Origin of the sequence: Streptomyces sp. NPDC002055, assembly GCF_040296705.1 — a bacterium.
In the GTDB taxonomy this organism is placed as follows: domain Bacteria; phylum Actinomycetota; class Actinomycetes; order Streptomycetales; family Streptomycetaceae; genus Streptomyces.
Window position 1 is genome coordinate 1 of sequence record NZ_JBEOXS010000039.1, and the last position, 20,838, is coordinate 20,838.

The window sequence follows — 20,838 nt, forward strand, 5'->3', positions numbered from 1 at the left end:
TCCGAGGTCGTGGATGCCGGGTACGTCCCGGGCGGCCATCGCGGCGATCTTCTCCACGACGCCCGCGCGGTCCGCCGGGCGCGTCCGGCGGCCCCCGTGGCGGCGCTCAACGCGGACCTGCCGGCGCTGCGCCCCGGCGAACTCGCGCGGGTTCTGACCGCGGCGACCGCATTTCCCCGGGCATTTCTGGCGGATGCGGCAGGAGTGGGGACGACATTCCTCTCGGCGGCCCCGGGAGTGGAGCTGGAACCGGCATTCGGCGGCCCGTCACGGGCACGGCACCGGGCCTCGGGGGCGGTGGAAATCACGCTGCCCGGTGTCGATTCCGTACGCCGGGACGTGGACACCGGTGAGGATCTGCGCACGGCACTGGCGCTGGGGGTGGGTCCGCGCACGGCAGCCGTGGCGGCCGGGCTGCTGATCACCGAATAACGGACAGCCGGCCCGGGCGGAATGGACGGCACAATGGCGAGGGCGGGCGCGCGCCGCGGGGATTGCCGCAGAACCCCGACGCACCAGCCTTAGGGGTCCTTGCACTATGAGCGTCGACCCGGGCGGTCATCGTGCAAGGACCCCTTAGGCTGGTGCGTATGCAGGCGACCGCTTATACGTACGACTCCGATACCCGCACGGGCAGTGTGCTGCTCGACGACGGCACCCCGGTGCCGTTCGGGGCCGCGGCCTTCGACGCCGGCGGGCTGCTGCTGCTGCGGCCGGGCCAGCGGGTGCGGATCGACGTGGAGGGCGAGGGCGAGGCCCGCCGGATCACCCTGGTCACCTTGCAGACGCTCTGACCGCGGGCGCTACGACCACAGGCACTACGACCGCGGGCGCTCCACACGCCCGGACGAGGCGGGGACACCGGGCACCCGGTGCCGCCGGCCGCCCGCCACGGGTGCGGACACACCGCGGGCCGGGCTCCCCGGAGGGAGTCCGGCCCGGCGCGTGAGGTGCTACTTCTTCCTCGCGGTCGTCTTCTTGGCGGTGGTCTTGCGGGCGCTGGCCTTGCGGGCGGGGGCCTTCTTCGCCGTGGCCTTCTTGGCCGGTGCCGTCTTCTTGGCGGTGGCCTTCTTCGCGGTGGTCTTCTTGGCCGCGGTCTTCTTCGCTGCGGTCGTCTTCGCCGTCGTCGTCTTCTTCGCCGCTGCCTTCTTGGCCGCGGTGGTCTTCTTCGCCGCCGCCTTCTTGGCCGCGGTGGTCCGCTTCGCCGCCGCCTTCTTGGCCGCCGCCTTCTTGGTGGTGGCCTTCTTGACGGTAACCCCTCCGCTGAGGCTGCCCTTGGGTGCCTTCTTCACCGAGACCTCGCCGCCCTTGGGCAGCTTCTTCGTCCCGGCCACCAGGTCCTTGAAGCCCTGGCCTGCGCGGAAGCGGGGCACCGAGGTCTTCTTGACCCGGACGCGCTCGCCGGTCTGCGGGTTCCGGGCGTACCGGGCCGGGCGGTCCACCTTCTCGAACGATCCGAAGCCGGTGACGGAGACCCGTTCCCCGGCGACAACTGAACGCACCATGGCATCCAGAACCGCGTCGACAGCATCGGCGGCCTGCTGCCGCCCGCCGAGCTTGTCGGCAATTGCTTCTACGAGCTGCGCCTTGTTCACGTCTTCCCCTTCGGAGACATTGCCGGAACGAAAGTGTTCAAGCTTTTTCGCACGTTAGGCAGATATATACCGCAAATCAAACACGAAACGGGCTAATCACCCTTGTGCCGCAACGAACTCGACCGGCACGGAGTTCCGTCGGCCTCAGCCGCCTTCGGGGAAACGACCTTCGTCGAGGTCCTTCATGAACCGGTCCAGACGGCTTGCCGCTCGGGCGAGATCGTGCTTCGCCCCCGCCGTGATGACCAGCAGCTTCCGGGACAGCGCCATCCGTACGCCCTCCGGGACTTGCAGCGAGCGCACCCTGCTGTGCGCTTCCTTGAGTCTGGCGGCGACGGCCTCGTAGAGCTCGAGTTGGCTGTCGCGTTCCATGCACCGATTGTGCCATCTGCGGCGAGTTGTCGCTTGATGGGGCCCCAACAGTGTCCCGGAACGCCGGAGCGCCCCCTGTCGGTCGACAGGGGGCGCTCCGGGTGGTGCCAGGCGGATCAGACCACCACCGTGCGGGGCTTGAACGCGGGCCGCGAGGCCTCGTAGGCGGCGATGTCGGCCTCGTTCTTCAGGGTGAGGCTGATGTCGTCCAGCCCCTCCAGCAGCCGCCAGCGGGCGTTCTCGTCCAGTTCGAACTCCGCGGTCAGCACGGAGCCGTCGGGGCGCGGCGCGCGGACCTGGCGTTCGACCAGGTCGACGGTGATCTCGACGGCCGGGTCGGCCTCGGTCAGCTCCCACAGCCGGTCCACCGTCTCCTGCGGCAGCAGGACGGTGAGCAGGCCGTTCTTGAGCGAGTTGCCGCGGAAGATGTCCGCGAAGCGGGACGAGACGACGGCCTTGAAGCCGAAGTTCTGCAGCGCCCAGACGGCGTGTTCACGGGAGGAGCCGGTGCCGAAGTCGGGGCCCGCGACCAGCACGGACGCCCCCTGCCGCTCGGGCCGGTTCAGCACGAACTCGGGGTCCTTGCGCCAGGCCTCGAACAGCCCGTCCTCGAACCCGTCCCGGGTGACCTTCTTCAGCCAGTGGGCGGGGATGATCTGGTCGGTGTCGACATTGCTGCGGCGCAGCGGGACGGCCCGGCCGGTGTGCGTGGTGAAAGCTTCCATGGTTTCTCAGGCCCCCACGGGAACGGTTGCGGCGACATCGGACAGATCGGCCGGGGAGGCGAGGTGCCCCAGGACCGCGGTGGCGGCGGCGACCTGCGGGGAGACCAGATGGGTGCGGCCGCCCTTGCCCTGCCGCCCCTCGAAGTTCCGGTTGGAGGTGGAGGCGGAGCGCTCCCCCGGGGCCAGCTGGTCCGGGTTCATGCCCAGGCACATGGAGCAGCCCGCGTGCCGCCATTCGGCGCCGGCCGCGGTGAACACCTTGTCCAGCCCCTCCTCGACGGCCTGCAGCGCGACCCGTACCGAGCCGGGGACGACCAACATCCGGACGCCCTCGGCGACCTGGCGCCCGTCGAGGATCGAGGCGGCGGAGCGCAGGTCCTCGATCCGCCCGTTGGTGCAGGAGCCCACGAAGACGGTGTCCACGGAGATCTCACGGAGCGGCTGACCGGCCGTCAACCCCATGTAGTCCAGAGCCTTTTCGGCGGCGTAGCGCTCCGAGGCGTCCTCGTACGAAGCCGGGTCGGGCACCGCGGCCGACAGCGGCGCGCCCTGGCCCGGGTTGGTGCCCCAGGTGACGAACGGCGCCAGCTCGGTGGCGTCGATGACGACCTCGTGGTCGAAGACGGCGTCCTCGTCGGAGCGCAGGGTCTTCCAGTACGCGACGGCGGCGTCCCAGTCCTCCCCCTGCGGGGCGTGGTCGCGGCCGCGCAGGTAGTCGAAGGTGGTCCCGTCCGGGGCGATCATGCCTGCCCGGGCGCCGGCCTCGATCGACATGTTGCAGATGGTCATCCGGGATTCCATCGAGAGCTTCTCGATGGCGGAGCCGCGGTACTCCAGGACGTAGCCCTGGCCGCCGCCGGTGCCGATGCGGGCGATGATCGCCAGGATGAGGTCCTTGGCGGTGACGCCGTCGGGGAGCTCGCCCTCCACGGTGATCGCCATGGTTTTGAAGGGGGCCAGCGGCAGCGTCTGGGTCGCCAGCACGTGCTCGACCTGGCTGGTCCCGATACCGAAGGCCAGCGCGCCGAACGCGCCGTGCGTGGAGGTGTGGCTGTCGCCGCAGACCACGGTGGTGCCCGGCTGGGTCAGCCCCAGCTGCGGTCCCACGACGTGGACGACGCCCTGCTCGACGTCGCCGAGCGGGTGCAGCCGCACGCCGAAGTCCGCGCAGTTCTTACGCAGCGTCTCCAACTGAGTACGGGAGACCGGGTCGGCGATCGGCTTGTCGATGTCGAGGGTGGGGGTGTTGTGGTCCTCGGTGGCGATGGTGAGGTCGGTGCGGCGCACCCGGCGACCGTTCTTCCGGAGGCCGTCGAAGGCCTGCGGGCTGGTCACCTCGTGCAGCAGGTGCAGATCGATGAAGAGGAGGTCGGGCTCGCCCTCGGCGCGCCGGACGACATGGTCGTCCCAGACCTTCTCCGCCAGTGTCCGTCCCATCGCTTTCCCTCCGGCCGGCCGCATTGCCGGCCCCGCTCGATTCCCTGTGCCCAGCCCGAACCCCCAGTGCCGGGAGGGGCAATACGGGTCGTGGTCCACGCCCGCCATTCCCAGAGTGACGGGTTCCGCAGAAAATTGAACTTGCGTTTCACAGAGTGAGACGCGAGTATCGTTGCATGGACAACTCTAGCGGCGTCGGCGTTCTCGACAAGGCAGCGCTGGTACTGAGCGCTCTGGAGTCCGGTCCGGCCACCCTCGCCGGGCTGGTCGCGGCGACCGGTCTCGCGCGCCCCACGGCCCACCGGCTCGCGGTGGCACTGGAACATCACCGGATCGTGGCCAGGGACATGCAGGGCCGGTTCATTCTGGGCCCGCGCCTGGCCGAGCTGGCCGCGGCGGCGGGCGAGGACCGGCTGCTCGCCACGGCCGGACCGGTCCTCACCCACCTGCGGGACGTGACCGGCGAGAGCGCGCAGCTCTACCGGCGCCAGGGCGACATGCGCATCTGTGTGGCGGCGGCGGAGCGGCTGTCCGGACTGCGGGACACCGTGCCGGTCGGCTCCACCCTGCCGATGAAGGCCGGGTCGGCGGCCCAGATCCTGATGGCCTGGGAGGAGCCGGAGCGGCTGCACCGGGGTCTGCAGGGTGCCCGGTTCACCGCGACGGCGCTCTCCGGCGTACGGCGGCGGGGCTGGGCCCAGTCGATCGGCGAGCGGGAGCCGGGCGTGGCCTCGGTCTCCGCGCCGGTGCGCGGGCCGTCGAACCGCGTGGTGGCGTCCGTCTCGGTCTCCGGACCGATCGAGCGGCTGACCCGGCACCCGGGCCGGATGCACGCCCAGGCCGTGATCGACGCTGCGGGCCGGCTGAGCGAGGCGCTGCGCCGCTCGGGCTGAGGGATTCCGGCCGCACGGCTCGGGCCGCGGCACAGAGTCCGGGCCGCAGTAGGGGTCCGGGCCCGCGCCGCCCCGGCGCGATGACCGGCGGGACGACCGACAGGCACCTCCACCGGCGGGGTCGAGGGCTGCCCACGGGTGCCCGTTTCCGCACTGCCCTCATGAGCCTACCGCCGCGCACCCCGGTCCGTGGCCGCCCCGGTACGGCAGCCGGCGCGCCCCGGGAGATCCGTCGGGACCGCCCCTGGAAACGCGAAAGCCCCTCCGCGAGGAGGGGCTTTCGTTGCGTACCCCCGACCGGATTCGAACCGGCGCTACCGCCTTGAGAGGGCGGCGTGCTAGGCCGCTACACAACGGGGGCTTGAGCTGGGGTACCAGGACTCGAACCTAGACTAACTGAACCAGAATCAGCCGGGCTGCCAATTACCCCATACCCCATGGGGCGCGCAAAAGCCTCCCACGATGATGCGGGAGGCTCCCACGTACCTGTACCCCCGACCGGATTCGAACCGGCGCTACCGCCTTGAGAGGGCGGCGTGCTAGGCCGCTACACAACGGGGGCCTTGGTGATCCTTGTCTCGTCGCCGCCTCCGGGAGCGACCCGGATGGTGACGGAAGGAAAGGATCTGTACCCCCGACCGGATTCGAACCGGCGCTACCGCCTTGAGAGGGCGGCGTGCTAGGCCGCTACACAACGGGGGCTCAGCACTGCTGATCAAGAGATTCGCTGGGCGTATCTCTCGCTGGGGTACCAGGACTCGAACCTAGACTAAGTGAACCAGAATCACTCGTGCTGCCAATTACACCATACCCCACCAAAACGCAACCCCCTGGGGGGCTTTGTTTGGGTTACGCTTCCCGGTCCGGCCTTTTCGGCCCGCTCGGGCGGCGCAGGAAGAACATTACCCGATGGTGGACGGCGCTCCAAAACGCGTATCGCCACGGAGCAGCGCGGGGAGCCGGTCGAGGCCGGTGATCCGCGGCAGCCCGCTCACGTCACCGGCATCCGCGCGGTCCAGCCAGATGCCGAGGAGCCCGGCCTCGGTGGCCCCGCGGGCGTCGACATCGACCCGGTCGCCCACGTACGCCACCTGCTCCGGGGGCAGCCCGAGCGCGTCGCAGCCCGCGAGGAACGCCTCGGCGGCGGGCTTGGCGCAGCCCAGTTCGTCGGCGCAGAGCAGCACCTCGAAGCGGTCGCGGAGTCCGAGGATCCGCAGCTTGCGGTCCTGGTTGGAGAGGCTGGAGTTGGAGAGGACGCCGTGCCGGTAGCCGTCGGCCAGGGCGTCGAGCGCGGGGAGGGCGTCAGGGAACAGCGTCCAGGCCGCCTCGTAGTGCTCGACGTACCGGCCGAACCAGGCGTCGGCCTCGTCATCCGGGAGCGGTTCACCCAGGAAGCCCCGGGCCCGCTCGCGGCGGTGCTCCAGAAATCCGAGCTCCCCGGCGAGGAAGCGGCCGAAGGCGCTCTCCATGACCTCGCCCCAGAGCCGCAGGGCGTGCTCCTCGCTCTCTTGGGCGGTGAGCAGACCTTCGGCCGCCAGGTGCCGGAGCACACCGGTCCGGTCGGATCCCGTGTAGTCGAAGAGGGTGTCGTCGATGTCCCAGAGCACCGCACGGATCGCCATGCGGCCGACGCTACCGCGAGCGGGCGGGTGGCCGTACGGCCCGCGAGGGCGCACGTTCCGTACGGTCCGGTGCGCGCCGCCGGGGTGAACCGCCGGGCCGGGGCTCAGGGGTTGCCGATCCCGACCGTCCACACCCCCGAGCCGTCGTAGGCCTCGGGAACGGCGGTCAGCACCTGCCCGCCGGCCGGGTCCGCGGCCGCGGCGTACATCGCGTGCGCGAAGGCCCAGTCCGCACCGGCGGACACCGCCTGCTCGACGGCCGTGGCCGCGGCGAAGTCGAGCGGCAGGAACTCCAGGCCGGGCAGCGCGCCGACATGCGCCGCGATGCCCGGCAGTTCCAGCCCCGCGGCGACCAGGCAGAGAGCGGGGACGTGCGCCCGCTGCGCCGGATCGTCGACCTCGACCACGGCGATGCCCGCGAGCAGCCGGTGCCCCTTGCACAGGGCGATGGCGGCGGTGTGGTCGAGGATGATCACCGCTGCCTCCCGACGCGGCCCTCCGCGATGGCGTTCCGCCACGCCTCGCCCTCGCTCAGATCCTCGTCGGTGAGCGCGACTCCCAGATGGGCCCGGAGGTAGGCGATGCCGCGGGCGGTGCGTTCGGTGCGTTCGGCCTCCGTCGGCGTCGCCCCGGCCAGGCGCTCGACCAAGGCGCGCGTGCTCAGCCCGCGCTCCTCCGCGAGCAGCCGCAGCCGGTCCCGGACTTCCTCGGAGATCTTTATCGTCGTGTCCGCCATGGCGCGAGAATACAACTGAATACACCGCTGACCGGCGGGTTACGGGATGACCTCGGCGCGGACCGTCTTGCCCGGGGCGCCCGGGCGGGGGACGACCTCCCAGCGGGCCGCCAGCCGGGAGACCAGCCACAGTCCGCGGCCGGACTCCGCCTCCGGGCGGGGCTCGGTCACCTCGGTGGGCGGCAAGCGGTCGCCGCACGCGTCGCTCACCTCGATCCGTACGCACTCCGGGCCGGCCGTGAGGACGAGCCGGAAGTCGCGGCCGGGGACGTGGCCGTGCCGGACGGCGTTGCCGGTGAGCTCGGCGACGATCAGGGTCACGGCGTCGTTCAGCCGGGTGCCGTGCGGATACCCCCAGTCGTCCAGCCGCTGCGCCGCGAGCCGTCGCGCCAGGCGCGCGCCACGGGGCGTGGAGGTGAAGGACATGGCGAAGTGGTGTGAGGGTGTGGGGAATTCGGCGCCCGCTGCATCGGGGACGCACTCGGACGAGGGAGATCGGGTGGTCATGCCCCCGAGCCTGGCCGGGGACGCCTAGCGTCACCAGTGACGACACCCCTACACAGCGTGTCCGTCCAGTGGGGGCGGCCCGCTGTCGGGCATGGAAAGGGGAGGCTGATGACGCGGATTCCGGAGCAGGGCGGGACGGCGCAGCGCGAGGACCCGGCCGATGAGCTGCTGCGGTCCTTCGGCCGACAGTTCAAGATCTTCCGGGAGAAGGCCGGGCTCACCCAGGCCGAGGCGGGCCAGCAGCTCGGCTACGGCGAGGCGCTGATCGCGGCGGTGGAGCAGGGCCGGCGGATCGCCCGGCCTGAGCTGATCGAGCTGGCGGACGAGGTCCTGGACGCGGGCGGGGTGCTGCTCGCGAGGAAGAAGGAGGTGAGCAGGGCCCGGTATCCGGCGTTCTTCCGGGATGCGGCGCGGATCGAGGAGGAGGCCGCAGAGTTCCATGCGTATGCGACGTTGGCCGTTCCCGGTCTGCTTCAGACCGAGGAATACGCGCGGACCATGTTCACGGTGCGGCGCCCTCGGCGCACCGATGCAGAGATCGAGCAGTTGGTGGCCGCTCGGCTGGCTCGCCACGCAATCTTCGACCGCAAGCCCGCGCCCACCCTGAGCTTCGTGATCGAGGAGGTCGTGCTCCAGCGGCCGTTCGGCGGAGTGCAGGTGCTGCGGGGGCAGCTGGAACAGCTACTACTGGTCTGGGACAACCCACATGTGGAGATCCAGGTGATGCCGACGCGGGTGACCGACCACGCCGGCGTGGACGGCCCATTCACTCTCATGACCCCCAAGGACGGGGAACAGGTCGGCTACATGGAGAGCCAGGGCAATGGGCGAGTGATCACGGACCGGGAAACCGTACGCGGGTTCGCCGTACGCTATGGAATCCTGCGGGCGCAGGCACTGTCCCCGCGTGAATCCCGGTGCCACATCGAGAAGTTGCTGCAAGGAGAGCTATGAAGAACGAGCAGTCCATCGGCCGTCCGCTCGCCTGGTTCAAGAGCAGCTACAGCGGCGGAGCGGGCGGCGAGTGCGTCGAGGTAGCTGCCGAATGGGTCAAGAGCAGCTACAGCGGTGGCGACGGCGGCAACTGCGTCGAGGTGGCCGCGACGTGGATCAAGAGCAGCCACAGCGGCGGCGAAGGCGGCGAGTGCGTGGAGGTAGCCGCCGCCCCCGCTGCCGTGCACGTCCGGGACTCCAAGGACCCCGACGGTGGGGTTCTGTGCTTCGCCCCGGACGCCTGGTCGGCGTTTGTCGACTTCGCCCGGCACAGCAAGCCGTAAGCCGGGGTGGATGCGGAGAGGCCCGGAAGCCGTCGGCTTCCGGGCCTCTCGCGTGAGCGGCGGTGCGGGTTACGCGGCGAGCTTCGCCAGGGCCGCGTCCACCCGGGCCAGGGTGCGCTCGCGTCCCAGGACCTCCAGGGACTCGAAGAGCGGCAGGCCGACCGTCCGGCCGGTGACCGCGACGCGGACCGGGGCCTGGGCCTTGCCGAGCTTGAGGCCGTGCTCCTCACCTGCGGTGATGACGGCCTGCTTGAGCGCTTCAGCGTTCCAGTCGGCGTCGGCCAGCTTCTCCCGGGCGGTCTTGAGCAGGGCGTCGGCGCCCGGCTTCATGGCCTTGGTCCAGGACGCCTCGTCCTCGACGGGCTCGTCCAGGAAGAGGAAGTCGACGTTGGCCGTGATGTCCGACAGGACGGTCAGCCGGGTCTGGGCCAGCGGGGCCAGCTCCTCGAAGGCCTTGGCGTCGAACGCCTCGGGCGCCCAGGGGGCGTGCGGGGCCTGCAGCCACGGCTCACAGGCCGCGACGAAGTCCGCCACCTCCATCATCCGGATGTGGTCGGCGTTGATCGCCTCGGCCTTCTTGAGGTCGAAGCGGGCCGGGTTGGCGTTGACGCCGTCGATGTCGAAGGCGGCGACCATCTCGTCGATGCTGAAGACGTCCCGGTCGGCGGAGAGCGACCAGCCCAGCAGCGAGAGGTAGTTGAGCAGGCCGGCGGGGACGAAGCCGCGCTCACGGTAGAGGTTGAGCGAGGCCTGCGGGTCGCGCTTGGAGAGCTTCTTGTTGCCCTCGCCCATGACGTACGGCAGGTGGCCGAACGCGGGGGTGGTGCCGTTGCCGACGCCGATCCCGGCGAGGGCGCGGTAGAGGGCGATCTGCCGCGGGGTGGAGGACAGCAGGTCCTCGCCGCGCAGCACGTGGGTGATCTCCATCAGCGCGTCGTCGACCGGGTTGACCAGGGTGTAGAGCGGGGCGCCGTTGGCCCGGACGATGCCGAAGTCCGGCACGTTCTCCGGGGCGAAGGTGAGCTCGCCGCGCACCAGGTCGGTGAAGGTGATCGGCTCGTCGGGCATCCGGAAGCGGACGATCGGCTCGCGGCCCTCGCGCCGGTGGGCGGCGGCCTGCTCGGCGGTCAGCTCGCGGCACGTCCCGTCGTAGCCGGACGCCTTGCCCGCGGCGCGCGCGGCTTCGCGGCGCTGCTCCAGCTCCTCGGTGGTGCAGTAGCACTCGTACGCGTGGCCGGCCTCCTTCAGGCGGCGGGCGACGTCCGCGTAGATCTCCATGCGCTGCGACTGGCGGTACGGCTCGTGGGGGCCGCCGGCCTCGGGGCCCTCGTCCCAGTCGAAGCCGAGCCAGCGCATCGCGCCGAGCAGCTGCTCGTAGGACTCCTCGGAGTCCCGGGCGGCGTCGGTGTCCTCGATGCGGAACACCAGGGTGCCGCCGTGGTGGCGGGCGAACGCCCAGTTGAAGAGGGCGGTGCGGACCAGGCCCACGTGGGGGTTGCCGGTCGGCGAGGGACAGAAACGTACGCGTACGGGTGCGCTAGCCACGCTTGATCACCTTGTTGGTGAGAGTGCCGATGCCTTCGATGGTGACGGCGACCTCGTCGCCGACGTTGAGCGGGCCGACCCCTGCCGGGGTGCCCGTGAGGATGACGTCGCCGGGGAGCAGCGTCATCGCCTCGGTGATGTGGACGATCAGGTCCGCGATCGAGTGGACCATGTCGCCGGTGCTTCCGAGCTGGCGCTGTTCGCCGTTGACGGTGCACATGATGCCGAGGTCGGACGGGTCGAGCTCGGTCTCCACCCAGGGCCCGAGCGGGCAGGAGCCGTCGAAGCCCTTGGCCCGCGCCCACTGGTTCTCGCGCCGCTGGACGTCGCGGGCGGTGAGGTCGTTGGCGCAGGTGTAGCCGAGGATGACGTCCTGCACGCGCTCGCGCGGGACCTCGCGGCACATCCGGCCGATGACCACGGCGAGCTCCGCCTCGTGGTGCAGTTCGGCGGAGAACGACGGGTACGGGACGGGGTCGCCGGGGCCGGTCACCGCGGTGGACGGCTTGAAGAAGGCGACCGGTACCTCGGGGACCTCGTGGCCCAGTTCGGCGGCGTGCTCGGCGTAGTTGCGGCCGATCCCGATCACCTTGTTGGGGAGGACGGGCGGCAGCAGCCGGACCTTGTTCAGCGGGATCCGCTGCCCCGAGCGCTCGAACTCGGCGAAGGGGTGGCCTTTGATGATGTCGAGAACGGGTCCCTCCGCGTCGGAGGGATCCCCTTCCACGACGCCGAAGGCGACGTTGCCGTCGATGGAGAACCTGGCGATGCGCACGGGAAGCCGCTGCCCCTCACTGATCACTGCTGGAGACTGACACTCCAGGCTATCGCGGGGGGCCGCGGTGGCCGGTGCGGCGCCTCAAGGGAACCGGCCCCGGCGCTCCGTGCCGGGGCTCACGCCCGCCCGGGTGCGCGCCGGGAAGGTCAGCCCTGCGGGGCGTCCATCAGAACGGTGCGCCGCGGGTTCGCGGTCACGGCGGGCAGCTCGGTGGGTACCTGCTCATCGGCGGCGACAGAGTCGACCGTGCGCAGCCCCTCGGCGTCGTCGAGGTGGGCCAGGGTGGTGCGGCGCGGGTTGGCTATGTTGCGGAACAGCATCGTGGTCTTCACCGGGTTCTGCCTCGCCTTGTCATTCGTCGTTCGGCGTTTCGGACATCTCTGTAAAGCGTCAGGCTAGACGCGCGTTTCCCAGGGGATTCGAAGAAGAAGCCAGGATGGGCATGTGAGTTTGCTCACGAACTCGCCGCCAAATGAGGCATAACGGTCAGTCATCCGTGCGCCCCTAAACGGACATTGCGCCACCGAAGCGAATGTTCCGCTCTTGATTACCGGTACGTAAACACCCGCCCCACGTGCGCGACTCGTCCAGAGAAGTCCGTTATCGCCAACATGAGTTTCTACGTCCGGTAGTGCGGTCCGCACATAGCGTCACCCGCGTCGCGGCCCGACCCGCCGCCCTTGTTGGAGATCCGCCACTGTGCTGGAATTCCACGGACCGCCGGGGCCACTGTCCCCATGACTCGACACCGCTCCGCCGCTCGCGGCGAGGGCGCCTGGTCCAGAGGTTGCGACGCTAGTGCAGGGACGTTTCAAGAGGGATGGCAGCGCTGCGGCGGAATCCGAGCCGCGCGGTGGAACCGACCGTGGCTCCTCGCCTCAGCGCACCCAGGGCACCGGAACCGGTCCGGGCGGCCAGGGCTCCGATCGCGCCACGCGCCCGAGTGCGCTGAGCGGCGCGGAGGCACCCGACACGCCGGATGTGACCATGCCGTCCGGCCCGGGCTCCCGCGTGGCACTGCGCAACTGGCGCATCTCCACGCGCCTGGTCGCGCTGCTGACCCTCCCCGTGGTCGCGGCGACCACGCTGGGCGCGATGCGGATCAGCACCTCGATGGACAACCTCCAGCAGCTCGAGAACATGAAGCTGCTGACGGACATGACCAAGCAGGCGACCGAGCTGGCCTCGGCGCTCCAGGAGGAGCGCGACCACTCGGCCGGACCGCTGGTCAGCGGCGACGCCAAGAACGACGACGTCGTCTACCCGCGGATCAAGACCGACCGGGCGAAGCAGGCGTTCCGCGAGGCGACCCAGGAGATCGAGGCCTCGAACTCCGAGGAACTGGTCGGCGTCAACTCCTCGCTGGTCAACATCCTCAAGCAGCTCGAGAAGATCAAGACGATCCGCGCGACCGCGTACGACGACGAGAACTACATCGCGCAGACCGTCAGCAACTACAACGAGCTCATCACCTCGCTGCTCTCGCTCTCCCAGGACATGGCGCAGGCGACCAGCAACAGCGACATGATCCGCAGCACCCGTGCGCTGGCCGCGTTCTCGCTGGCCAAGGAGTACGCCTCCATGCAGCGCGCGGTGATCAGCGCGGGTCTGGCGCACGAGCCGAAGCCGAAGCTGTCCCCGAACGACCGGCTGTACGGCCAGTCCTCGCAGCAGAGCGAGGAGTCCTCGCTCGCGCAGTTCATCCAGGTGTACTCCGGTGAGTCCAGCTCCCAGGAGCTGCTCCAGGCGCTGGAGGACGGCGGAAACTCCGAGATCATCCTGGCGGACACCTACGCCGGACGGGTCCTGAAGACCAACGGCGCGATATCCGCCGAGAAGCGGTCGTACAAGGACTGGTACGACCAGGACACCACCAAGATCGACGAGATGTCCCGGATCGAGCAGACGCTGCTCTCCGAGATGGAGGGCAAGGCCCGCGAGCTGCGCTCCGAGACGCAGCAGGAAGCCATCATCAACGGTGCGCTGATCCTGCTGGTGCTCGGTGTCTCGCTGGTCGGCGCGTTCGTCGTGGCGCGCTCCATGGTGCGCTCGCTCCGCCGGCTCCAGGACACCGCGCAGGACGTCTCGCAGAAGCGGCTGCCGGAGCTCGTCAAGCAGCTCTCCGAGTCCGACCCGCAGGATGTGGACACCTCCGTCGAGTCGGTCGGTGTGCACAGCCGGGACGAGATCGGCCAGGTGGCCGCGGCCTTCGACGACGTGCACCGCGAGGCCGTCCGCCTCGCCGCCGAGCAGGCGCTCCTGCGGGGCAACGTCAACGCGATGTTCACCAACCTCTCGCGCCGCAGCCAGGGCCTCATCCAGCGTCAGCTGTCGCTCATCTCCGAGCTGGAGAGCCGCGAGGCCGACCCGGACCAGCTGTCCTCGCTGTTCAAGCTGGACCACCTCGCGACCCGTATGCGCCGGAACGGCGAGAACCTCCTCGTCCTCGCGGGCGAGGAGCCGGGCCGCCGGTGGACCCGCCCGGTCCCGCTGGTCGACGTGCTGCGCGCCGCGGCCTCCGAGGTGGAGCAGTACGAGCGGATCGAACTGAGCTCGGTCCCGACCACCGAGGTCGCGGGCCGGGTCGTCAACGACCTCGTGCACCTGCTCGCCGAGCTGCTGGAGAACGCCACCTCGTTCTCCTCGCCGCAGACCAAGGTGAAGGTGACCGGTCACGCCCTGCCCGACGGGCGGGTGCTGGTCGAGATCCACGACACCGGTATCGGCCTCTCCCCCGAGGACCTCTCGGCGATCAACGAGCGGCTGGCCAGCCCGCCGACCGTGGACGTCTCGGTGTCCCGCCGGATGGGTCTGTTCGTGGTCGGCCGGCTGTCCCTGCGGCACGGCATCCGGATCCAGCTGCGGCCGTCGGACTCCGGCGGTACGACCGCGCTGGTCATGCTTCCCGTGGACGTCGCCCAGGGCGGCGCCAAGGGCAACAAGCCGCCGGCCCCCGTCGGGGGTTCGGGCGGCACCAACAACTCCGGTCAGGGCAGCAGCCGGCTCGCCGGTATGCAGCCGCGCGGCCAGGTCTCGGGCGGTCCCCGGCCGGCGCTCCCGGCGCGCGACGGCGGCGGTCCCGGCGGTCAGGCAGGCCCCGGCGGCCAGGGCGGACCGGCAGGTCCCGGCGGTCAGGGCGGCCCCGGCGGTCAGGGCGGCCGTCCCGGCGGCGGTGCCCCGAACCGTCCGGGCGCGGGTGCCCCGGCAGGCCCCGGCGGCCAGGGCCGCCCCGGCAACGACGGTCCGGGCTTCGACCCGGCGGGCCGTCCGGGCGGCGGCAGCGGCATGGCCGGCGCGTTCGGCTCCGCGGGCCGCTCCGGCGCCCCCGCGGGTGCGGGCGGCGCCCCGGGCCGCGGTCCCGGCGACTCCGGGCGCCCGGGCAACGGGTACGCCGCCGAGAACCGCCAGGAGGCCCCGCCCCGCGGCAACGCCCCGGCCCAGCGGGAGACTCCGCAGGACAGCGGACGCCGTCCGGCGCTGCCGCCGCGCGGCGGGGATGCCGGCCCGACGGTCGCGCCGCCGTCCGGTGCGCCCGTGCAGGGCCGTGGCCCCGCCTCCGGCCCGCAGGGCGAGCGCCCGCAGCTGCCGCCGCGCGGACCGGCCGCCGAACTGCCGGGAAGCTCCCCGGCCGGTGCCGGCTCCCGGGGCGGGCAGCAGCCCGGAACCAACTGGGAGGCGCGCCGCGCCGCCGGCGCCTCGGCCGACGACTGGCCGACCGCGGCTCCCCAGGACGCCGCGGAGACCCCGCGGGGTCACGAAGAGGCGGCGTCCACCCAGCAGTTCCAGCGCCCGGCCCCGGCGGCGCCGCACCAGCAGCAGCGGCCGCAGCAGCCGCAGGAGACCGGCCAGTACGCGCTTCCGTCGTCCGAGCTGGACGCGCCGCTGTCGCCCGCCGGTCCCGGCGACGGCCGCACGCCGCTCTTCGACACCCTGGAGTCGGACTGGTTCCGCGGCCCCGGCGGCGAGCAGCCCGGTGGGCCCGCCACGCCGCCCGCGGCACCGCCCGTTCCGCAGGGCCGGCCCGCCTCGGCGGTGCCGCCGGCGCGCAACGAGCCCGCCCGCGGGGACGGCGGCCGGAGCGACGCCGGCCGCGGGGACAGCGGCAGCGGAGCCTGGCGCGTCTCGCCCAACGACGAGCTCGGCAAGCAGGCCGAGCGGGTCCGCGAGCCGGCGGCCGGCGGGGTCACCACCTCCGGGCTGCCGCGCCGGGTGCCGCGGGCGAACCTGGTCGCGGGCACCGCCACGCAGTCGCAGCCGGAACGCAGCGGTCCGCAGGTCTCGCGTGCGCCCGACGACGTGCGCGGCCGACTGACCAACCTCCGACGGGGCATCCAGCAGGGCCGTCAGGCCGGTACGACCGCCGGTCAGGACACCCGTGGCAGTAACAATCAAGGCTTCGGCCCCACTTACCAGCAGGAGCGTTAGTTGAGTCCGATGAGCCAGGCGGCGCAAAATCTGAACTGGTTGATCACCAACTTCGTGGACAACACCCCGGGTGTGTCCCACACGGTGGTGGTCTCCGCCGACGGACTCCTTCTGGCGATGTCCGAAGGCTTTCCGCGTGACCGCGCCGACCAGTTGGCGGCGGTGGCCTCGGGGCTGACGTCACTGACCGCGGGAGCCTCGCGTATCTTCGAAGGTGGCTCGGTCAATCAGACAGTGGTGGAGATGGAGCGGGGGTTCCTCTTCATCATGTCCGTTTCCGACGGTTCCTCGCTCGCCGTACTCGCACACCCCGAGTGCGACATCGGCCTGGTGGGCTACGAGATGGCCCTCCTGGTCGACCGGGCGGGCAGCGTCCTCACCCCGGATCTGCGCGCGGAACTCCAGGGCAGCCTGCTGAACTGACCGAACCGAACCGACCAACCGATACAAGCTCGTACGCATGACCAACGTCCGGCTGATCGCCCTCCCCCCACCGGCCCGCCAGACGACACCTGTTGTCCAGCCCGGAGGAATCGATTCATGACCCCGCCCCACTCGCCCGGCCCGTACGGTGCCTCGCACGAGGCGTCGTACGGGGGTGAAGGCGATCAGCCGCTGGTGCGGCCGTACGCCATGACCGGCGGCCGGACCCGTCCGCGCTACCAGCTCGCCATCGAGGCGCTGGTCAGCACCACGGCCGATCCTGCCCACCTGGGCGGGCTGCTCCCCGAGCACCAGCGGATCTGCCATCTGTGCCGCGAGGTCAAGTCCGTGGCGGAGGTCTCCGCGCTGCTGGCGATACCGCTGGGCGTGGCGCGCATCCTCGTCGCCGACCTGGCGGAGGCCGGCATGGTGGCGATCCACCAGCCGGGCGGCAGCGACGAGGCCGGCGGCACGCCGGATGTGACACTGCTCGAAAGGGTGCTCAGTGGACTTCGCAAGCTCTAGCGGTGCAGCCCGCTCCACCACCTCCGCGAAGATCGTGGTGGCGGGCGGCTTCGGCGTGGGCAAGACCACGTTCGTCGGCGCGGTCTCGGAGATCAACCCGCTCCGGACCGAAGCTGTGATGACCTCCGCGTCCGCGGGCATCGACGATCTGAGCCACGTCCAGGACAAGACCACCACCACGGTGGCGATGGACTTCGGCCGTATCACCCTGGACCAGGACCTGATCCTGTACCTCTTCGGTACTCCGGGTCAGGACCGCTTCTGGTTCATGTGGGACGACCTGGTCCGCGGCGCGATCGGCGCCGTCGTCCTCGTCGACACCCGCCGCCTCGCCGACTGCTTCCCCGCCGTCGACTACTTCGAGAACTCGGGGCTCCCCTTCGTCGTCGCCCTCAACGGCTTCGACGGACACCAGCCCTACGCTCCCGAGGAGGTGCGGGAAGCCCTCCAGATCGGCCCCGACGCGCCCATCATCACCACCGACGCCCGCCACCGCGCGGACGCCAAGAGCGCGCTCATCACCCTCGTCGAGCACGCGCTCATGGCCCGGCTCAAGTAGGTAACGGGGAGCGGAAGTTGAACCACCGGCGGGCTGTGTCCTACGACACGGCCCGCTGCTGTGTTCATAACGTTTCGACAGAGAATTGGCTGCGCATCGGCACCCGACGCATTCAGCTGGCTTCGCTGTGCGCACAATCACCCTGCCATTTGCCGGGCCTCGCGCTTAATGCCCCATTTATCTCGGGCTTATCGCCCCCGGAACGACTGCCGCCGGGTGTTTGGTGAGCACGCCCCTGACGTGCTGCAATTCATGAACTGCCGAGTAGATACGGCCCAGAAGATAAACGGCACACCGTAGGTGCCGACGCCGAGAGGTTGTTGGTCGAGTGAGGCGAAGCAAGCCTGGCCCCGCGCAGCAGGCGCGAGGCAACTTCACCCCGCCGCCGCGGGAAGCGGCGTCGCCCGCCGATACGCCCGAACCCGCTCCCGCGAGCGGCGGCCGGCTGTCGCCGCGGAACTGGCGCGTACCCACCCGGCTGAATGCGATTCTGCTGATCCCGGTACTCGTCGGACTGGTCTTCGGCGGATTCCAGGTCAACAGCTCCATTCAGACCTGGCGCGAGGCCCAGGACGCGGAGCGCACCGCCCTGCTGGTGCGGGCCGCCGCCGCCTACGGCCAGGCGCTGATCGACGAGCGCGACCGGACCGCCGTCCCGCTGCTCAACGGGGACCGCAACAGCAAGGTGGTCACCGACGCGCGGGCGAAGACCGACGCCGCGAAGGAAGAGTTCGACGCGCGGGTCAAGGACATGCCCGACAAGCCAGGCCTGCAGCGCCGGCTGAAGATCTTCCAGGACAGCGAGGGCAAGCTCGGCCAGCTCCGGCAGGGCGCCTACACCTCCGCGCTGCCCGGGGTGAAGACCGAAGAGGGCTACGTCCAGGTCCAGCACCCGCTGATGGAGTTCGCCAACGAGCTCGGTCTCGGCACCGGCAACATCACCAGCTACGGCCGTACGGTCTACGCGATCTCGCTGGCCAAGGCCGCGGAGTCGCTGCAGCGCTCCATCGGCATGCACCTGCTGGTCAAGTCGGGCCCGAGTGCCCAGAGCCGCAGCGCCCAGGTCACCGCCTTCACCTCCTACGCGTACCTGGAGAACATCGCCCTCGGCGAGTACGTCTCCGGTGGCACGGCCGAGGACCAGGAGCGGCTGAAGGACTCCCTCAAGGCCGCCCAGGCCAAGGGCCGCCAGCAGGTCGCCGCGGCCAAGCAGCAGGCGGACGCCGCCGGTGTGCCGTTCGTGACGCCGCCGCCGATGAAGGACATGGTCACCTCGATCGGCCAGTTCAGCGGCCCGGAGTCGCTGAAGCAGAAGGGCATCACCCCGAAGACCTGGTTCGCCACCGCGACCGGCAAGTTCGACGCCTACCGCTCGATCGAGAAGGACCTCGTCGACCGGGCCGTGGACGAGGCCGCGCAGATCTCCGAGGACGCCCAGCAGGACGCGATCGTCAACGGCGCCATCGTGGTGATCGCCCTCCTCGCCGCGTTCATCATCGCCGGGATGATGGCCCGCTCGATGAGCAACAGCATGCGCCAGCTGCGCACCGCGGCCTTCGACGTCGCCGAGCAGCGGCTGCCGATGCTGGTCGACCAGCTCTCCCGGACCGACCCGGGCCGGGTGGACACCCGTGTCCGGCCCATCCCGATCACCAGCCGGGACGAGATCGGCGAGGTCGCCCGGGCCTTCGACCAGGTGCACCGCGAGGCCGTCCGGCTCGCCGCCGAGCAGGCCCTGCTGCGGGGCAACGTCAACGCGATCTTCACCAACCTCTCCAGCCGGAACCAGGGCCTCATCGAGCGGCAGCTCACCCTGATCACCGACCTGGAGAACAACGAGGCCGACCCGGACCAGCTGGAGAACCTCTTCAAGCTGGACCACCTGGCGACCCGTATGCGCCGGAACGGCGAGAACCTCCTCATCCTCGCGGGCGAGGAGCCGGGCCACCGCTGGAACCAGCCGGTGCCCCTGGTGGACGTCCTGCGGGCCGCCGCGTCCGAGGTGGAGAACTACGAGCGCATCCAGCTCACCGGGGTCCCGGAGAGCGAGATCCACGGCACCGCCGTCACCGACCTCGTGCACCTGCTGTCCGAGCTGCTGGAGAACGCCACGTCGTTCTCCTCGCCGCAGACGAAGGTCAAGGTCACCGCGACCCGGCTGCCCGACGGCCGCGTCATGATCGAGATCCACGACAAGGGCATCGGCCTGACCGCCGAGGACTTCGCGGACATCAACCACAAGCTGGCCAACCCGCCGACCGTGGACGCCGCGATCTCCCAGCGCATGGGCCTGTTCGTGGTCGGCCGGCTGGCCGACCGGCACGGCATCCGCGTCCAGCTCCGCCCCTCGGGCGAGCAGGCCGGGACCACCTCGCTGGTCATGCTCCCGGACGCCATCACCCACGGCGGTGGCGGCGACCAGCAGCCCGAGGGCGACTTCACGGTCTCCCGGATCGTGCCGGAGCAGGAGCAGTCCTACGACCAGGGCCCCGCTCCGATGCGCACCGCGGCGGAGCTCGGCTTCGACGAGTCGCGCTACGGCGACGTGCCGGACGACATCCGCGAACTGGACCCGATGGGCCGCTCGCTGGCGCGCGAGGAGCGCAAGGCGCAGCTGGAGAACCGGACCGACGACCGTCCGCTGTTCCGCGACGAGAACGAGCAGACCGGTTACCACGAGCAGCCCTCGTACCCCGAGCAGAACGGCTACGGGCAGCAGCAGGGCTACGACACCGCGGAGTTCCCGCAGGCGGCCTATCCGGAATCCGGCTACGAGCAGCACGGCTACGCGGAGTCCGGTTACCAGGAGGCGGCCTACAGCGAGCCCGAGGCCACCGGCGGCGCTGCGTACTCGCAGTACGAAGGCCAGTCGCAGCAGGCCGAGTGGGACGGGTCCGCTTCGTACGAGAGCCGTTACCAGCCGGATTACGGAGCGGAATCGGAATCTCGCGGCAGTGCCGCGGGGGCGCCGGACCGCGTAGGCTTCGAACGGCCGGGACCCTCCCCGGGCGGCACCCACTCCATGACCGGCGCCGGCCTTCCGCGCCGTGACCGGGGCGGGCAGCAGCCCGAGGAGCCGGAGCGGACCCAGTCGGTCCCTCAGGTCCCCCAGGAGAACGGCACGGACTGGCGGTCGGCCAACGACGACCGCTGGCAGCGTGCCGAGAAGCTCCGGGAGCCGAAGGCCGGTGGAGTCACTTCCTCCGGACTTCCCCGGCGGGTGCCCAAGGCCAATCTGGTCGAGGGCACCGCAGAGCAGACCCCGCAGGGCGGCCCTCAGGTCTCCCGCGCCCCGGAGGACATCCGCGGCAGGTTGAGCAACCTGCGGCGGGGTGTCCAGCAGGGACGCAACGCAGGGACGGACACCAACGGCCAGGGCTTCGGCCCCGGCGGCAGCACCTACGATCAGGAGCGTTAGT

20 protein-coding genes, 5 tRNA genes and 1 pseudogene are annotated in these 20,838 nt (G+C 70.9%); 10 read left to right on the forward strand and 16 right to left on the reverse strand.

What is annotated here, in order from left to right:
- Both ABT112_RS23185 and ABT112_RS23190 read left to right on the forward strand, forming a co-directional pair.
- Window positions 1–432: pseudogene (locus ABT112_RS23185) on the forward strand (2-phospho-L-lactate guanylyltransferase); the annotation flags it as partial.
- Between the two features lie 158 nt (window positions 433–590).
- On the forward strand, window positions 591–794 hold the full coding sequence (locus tag ABT112_RS23190) for a hypothetical protein (RefSeq protein WP_351512486.1): 204 nt from the start codon (window positions 591–593) through the stop codon (window positions 792–794).
- A gap of 159 nt (window positions 795–953) precedes the next feature.
- Here the strand turns inward: ABT112_RS23190 and ABT112_RS23195 are convergent, their stop codons facing one another.
- From ABT112_RS23195 to leuC, 4 genes are all read right to left on the reverse strand, one after another.
- Window positions 954–1,595, reverse strand: a complete 642-nt coding sequence (locus ABT112_RS23195) for an HU family DNA-binding protein (protein WP_351512488.1) — start codon at window positions 1,593–1,595, stop codon at window positions 954–956.
- 144 nt (window positions 1,596–1,739) lie between these two features.
- A complete protein-coding gene (locus tag ABT112_RS23200; protein WP_351512490.1) occupies window positions 1,740–1,967 on the reverse strand; it encodes an SCO5555 family protein in 228 nt (75 codons plus the stop codon).
- Between the two features lie 116 nt (window positions 1,968–2,083).
- Complete coding sequence (leuD, locus tag ABT112_RS23205) at window positions 2,084–2,692, reverse strand: 3-isopropylmalate dehydratase small subunit (protein ID WP_351512492.1); 609 nt, start codon at window positions 2,690–2,692, stop codon at window positions 2,084–2,086.
- A gap of 6 nt (window positions 2,693–2,698) precedes the next feature.
- The gene (gene leuC, locus ABT112_RS23210; RefSeq protein WP_351512494.1) at window positions 2,699–4,129 is read right to left on the reverse strand and encodes a 3-isopropylmalate dehydratase large subunit; all 1,431 of its coding nucleotides are present in this window, start codon (window positions 4,127–4,129) and stop codon (window positions 2,699–2,701) included.
- A 176-nt stretch (window positions 4,130–4,305) separates the two neighbouring features.
- Here leuC and ndgR point away from each other — a divergent pair, with 176 nt between their 5' ends.
- A complete protein-coding gene (ndgR, locus tag ABT112_RS23215; protein WP_351512496.1) occupies window positions 4,306–5,022 on the forward strand; it encodes an IclR family transcriptional regulator NdgR in 717 nt (238 codons plus the stop codon).
- A 288-nt stretch (window positions 5,023–5,310) separates the two neighbouring features.
- Here the strand turns inward: ndgR and ABT112_RS23220 are convergent.
- From ABT112_RS23220 to ABT112_RS23260, 9 genes are all read right to left on the reverse strand, one after another.
- Window positions 5,311–5,383: transfer RNA gene (locus tag ABT112_RS23220), tRNA-Glu, on the reverse strand.
- Between the two features lie 5 nt (window positions 5,384–5,388).
- Window positions 5,389–5,460, reverse strand: a tRNA-Gln gene (locus ABT112_RS23225).
- A 51-nt stretch (window positions 5,461–5,511) separates the two neighbouring features.
- Window positions 5,512–5,584: transfer RNA gene (locus tag ABT112_RS23230), tRNA-Glu, on the reverse strand.
- Between the two features lie 67 nt (window positions 5,585–5,651).
- Window positions 5,652–5,724, reverse strand: a tRNA-Glu gene (locus ABT112_RS23235).
- 41 nt (window positions 5,725–5,765) lie between these two features.
- A tRNA-Gln gene (locus ABT112_RS23240) sits at window positions 5,766–5,837 on the reverse strand.
- A gap of 87 nt (window positions 5,838–5,924) precedes the next feature.
- Window positions 5,925–6,644, reverse strand: a complete 720-nt coding sequence (locus ABT112_RS23245) for an HAD family hydrolase (protein ID WP_351512498.1) — start codon at window positions 6,642–6,644, stop codon at window positions 5,925–5,927.
- Window positions 6,645–6,748: 104 nt separating this feature from the next.
- Entirely contained in the window at window positions 6,749–7,120 is a 372-nt protein-coding gene (locus ABT112_RS23250; protein ID WP_351512499.1) for a PIN domain-containing protein, read from the reverse strand.
- The gene (locus ABT112_RS23255; RefSeq protein ID WP_351512501.1) at window positions 7,117–7,380 is read right to left on the reverse strand and encodes a hypothetical protein; all 264 of its coding nucleotides are present in this window, start codon (window positions 7,378–7,380) and stop codon (window positions 7,117–7,119) included. Before ABT112_RS23255 ends, ABT112_RS23250 begins: the two co-directional genes overlap by 4 nt.
- Before the next feature lie 39 nt (window positions 7,381–7,419).
- Window positions 7,420–7,887 carry an ATP-binding protein gene (locus ABT112_RS23260; RefSeq protein ID WP_351512503.1) on the reverse strand — a complete coding sequence of 156 codons (468 nt, stop codon included), beginning with the start codon at window positions 7,885–7,887 and terminating at the stop codon, window positions 7,420–7,422.
- Between the two features lie 108 nt (window positions 7,888–7,995).
- On the opposite strand from ABT112_RS23260, the gene ABT112_RS23265 reads away from it, so the two are divergent.
- On the forward strand, window positions 7,996–8,841 hold the full coding sequence (locus ABT112_RS23265) for a helix-turn-helix domain-containing protein (protein ID WP_351512505.1): 846 nt from the start codon (window positions 7,996–7,998) through the stop codon (window positions 8,839–8,841).
- Window positions 8,838–9,164: a DUF397 domain-containing protein gene (locus ABT112_RS23270; RefSeq protein WP_351512507.1), complete on the forward strand. Its 327-nt coding sequence runs from the start codon at window positions 8,838–8,840 to the stop codon at window positions 9,162–9,164. Before ABT112_RS23265 ends, ABT112_RS23270 begins: the two co-directional genes overlap by 4 nt.
- Window positions 9,165–9,233: 69 nt before the next feature.
- Here ABT112_RS23270 and gltX read toward each other — a convergent pair whose 3' ends face one another.
- From gltX to ABT112_RS23285, 3 genes are all read right to left on the reverse strand, one after another.
- Entirely contained in the window at window positions 9,234–10,709 is a 1,476-nt protein-coding gene (gltX, locus tag ABT112_RS23275; RefSeq protein WP_351512509.1) for a glutamate--tRNA ligase, read from the reverse strand.
- Window positions 10,702–11,484 carry a fumarylacetoacetate hydrolase family protein gene (locus ABT112_RS23280; RefSeq protein ID WP_351512510.1) on the reverse strand — a complete coding sequence of 261 codons (783 nt, stop codon included), beginning with the start codon at window positions 11,482–11,484 and terminating at the stop codon, window positions 10,702–10,704. Before ABT112_RS23280 ends, gltX begins: the two co-directional genes overlap by 8 nt.
- A 149-nt stretch (window positions 11,485–11,633) precedes the next feature.
- A complete protein-coding gene (locus ABT112_RS23285; RefSeq protein ID WP_351512512.1) occupies window positions 11,634–11,819 on the reverse strand; it encodes a hypothetical protein in 186 nt (61 codons plus the stop codon).
- 466 nt (window positions 11,820–12,285) lie between these two features.
- On the opposite strand from ABT112_RS23285, the gene ABT112_RS23290 reads away from it, so the two are divergent.
- The 5 genes from ABT112_RS23290 (at window position 12,286) to ABT112_RS23310 (ending at window position 20,837) form a co-directional block, all read left to right on the forward strand.
- Window positions 12,286–15,912, forward strand: coding sequence for a sensor histidine kinase (locus ABT112_RS23290; RefSeq protein WP_351512513.1), 3,627 nt, complete (start codon window positions 12,286–12,288; stop codon window positions 15,910–15,912).
- A gap of 9 nt (window positions 15,913–15,921) precedes the next feature.
- A complete protein-coding gene (locus ABT112_RS23295) occupies window positions 15,922–16,335 on the forward strand; it encodes a roadblock/LC7 domain-containing protein (RefSeq protein ID WP_098749732.1) in 414 nt (137 codons plus the stop codon).
- 117 nt (window positions 16,336–16,452) lie between these two features.
- Complete coding sequence (locus ABT112_RS23300; RefSeq protein WP_351512515.1) at window positions 16,453–16,860, forward strand: DUF742 domain-containing protein; 408 nt, start codon at window positions 16,453–16,455, stop codon at window positions 16,858–16,860.
- Window positions 16,841–17,419 (forward strand): GTP-binding protein, encoded by a 579-nt coding sequence (locus ABT112_RS23305; protein WP_351512517.1) that lies wholly within the window; start codon window positions 16,841–16,843, stop codon window positions 17,417–17,419. Before ABT112_RS23300 ends, ABT112_RS23305 begins: the two co-directional genes overlap by 20 nt.
- Window positions 17,420–17,747: 328 nt before the next feature.
- Entirely contained in the window at window positions 17,748–20,837 is a 3,090-nt protein-coding gene (locus ABT112_RS23310) for a sensor histidine kinase (protein WP_351512519.1), read from the forward strand.
- The last annotated feature ends 1 nt before the right edge of the window (window position 20,838 follow it).